This is a genomic window from Gilliamella sp. wkB18, assembly GCF_001690875.1.
GTDB classification, from domain to species: Bacteria; Pseudomonadota; Gammaproteobacteria; order Enterobacterales; family Orbaceae; genus Gilliamella; species Gilliamella apicola_A.
This window is the reverse complement of the sequence record NZ_LZHM01000113.1, coordinates 1-886: the sequence shown is the minus strand read 5'-3', so window position 1 is coordinate 886 and position 886 is coordinate 1. Positions and strand designations below refer to the sequence as shown.

Genomic DNA, 886 nt, shown 5'->3' with positions numbered 1-886 from the left:
AATATTAGGTAGTAGTTTACTGATGTTATCGTTACTGACAGGGTGCGATTTTACCGATTATAAAACGCGAATTCAAAGAGAAAACGATATTAATAACCCAACAGGAAATAAATCAGTTTGTTTGGCTGTGGGAGATTTAACTGAGGATATGTATCCTTATACTATTCAATATATTGAAGGCGAAATTGATCCTGATGATGCATGGGATAAAATCGCCGCCAATAATGAGCTTAATTTAAAACTATCCCTCTATGCTAAAGAGGGATTATTTACTGAAGAGCTGGTTGGTCATGACGGCGATAAGCCCCTGTACCGTTATAATTTAACGGAAGAAGGTCGCAAATACGTAGATTGGTGGGGGGGAACTAACTTCTGCTTTGGTCGGGTTGTGGTTGAGAAAGTTATGGGAGTTGACGACCAATTACAAGGTCAGCGGGTGATCATTTTTACCTACCATTTAGAAAATGTGCCAAATTGGATAAAAAATAAGGATATTTATAGCTTATATAAAGGTTATGGCGGTTTAGAGAAAGCCGTATTGGGTGAAAGACCTGTTAAAGGTGCGCATAACTATAGTATTTCTTCTGATGGAAGATTAAGCTTAATAAGGGCTAGAAGTGGTAGTTATATTTTATAAAATTATTTTAATTCATTAGATTACTGTTAAGTTTAAGATTTGCGGGGTAAAAAAGTGTTTCCATACTTACTGTCATACCAATATACAGCTGATACGAGCCATAAGCCGAAGCAGTGACAGAATCGATTAACAAATTTTAACTAACAGGTAATAACTGATGAAAACACAAATCAAAAAAGTCTTAATATTAGGTAGTAGTTTACTGATGTTATCGTTACTGACAGGGTGCGATTTTACCGATTATAAAAC

General features: G+C 35.4%; 1 protein-coding gene. It reads left to right on the top strand.

All coding sequences use genetic code 11. From position 1 onward, the window contains the following. Nucleotides 1–637 (top strand): hypothetical protein (locus A9G48_RS11020; RefSeq protein ID WP_218057893.1); only part of this gene is annotated, 637 nt, incomplete at its 5' end. Nucleotides 638–886: the final 249 nt, after the last annotated feature.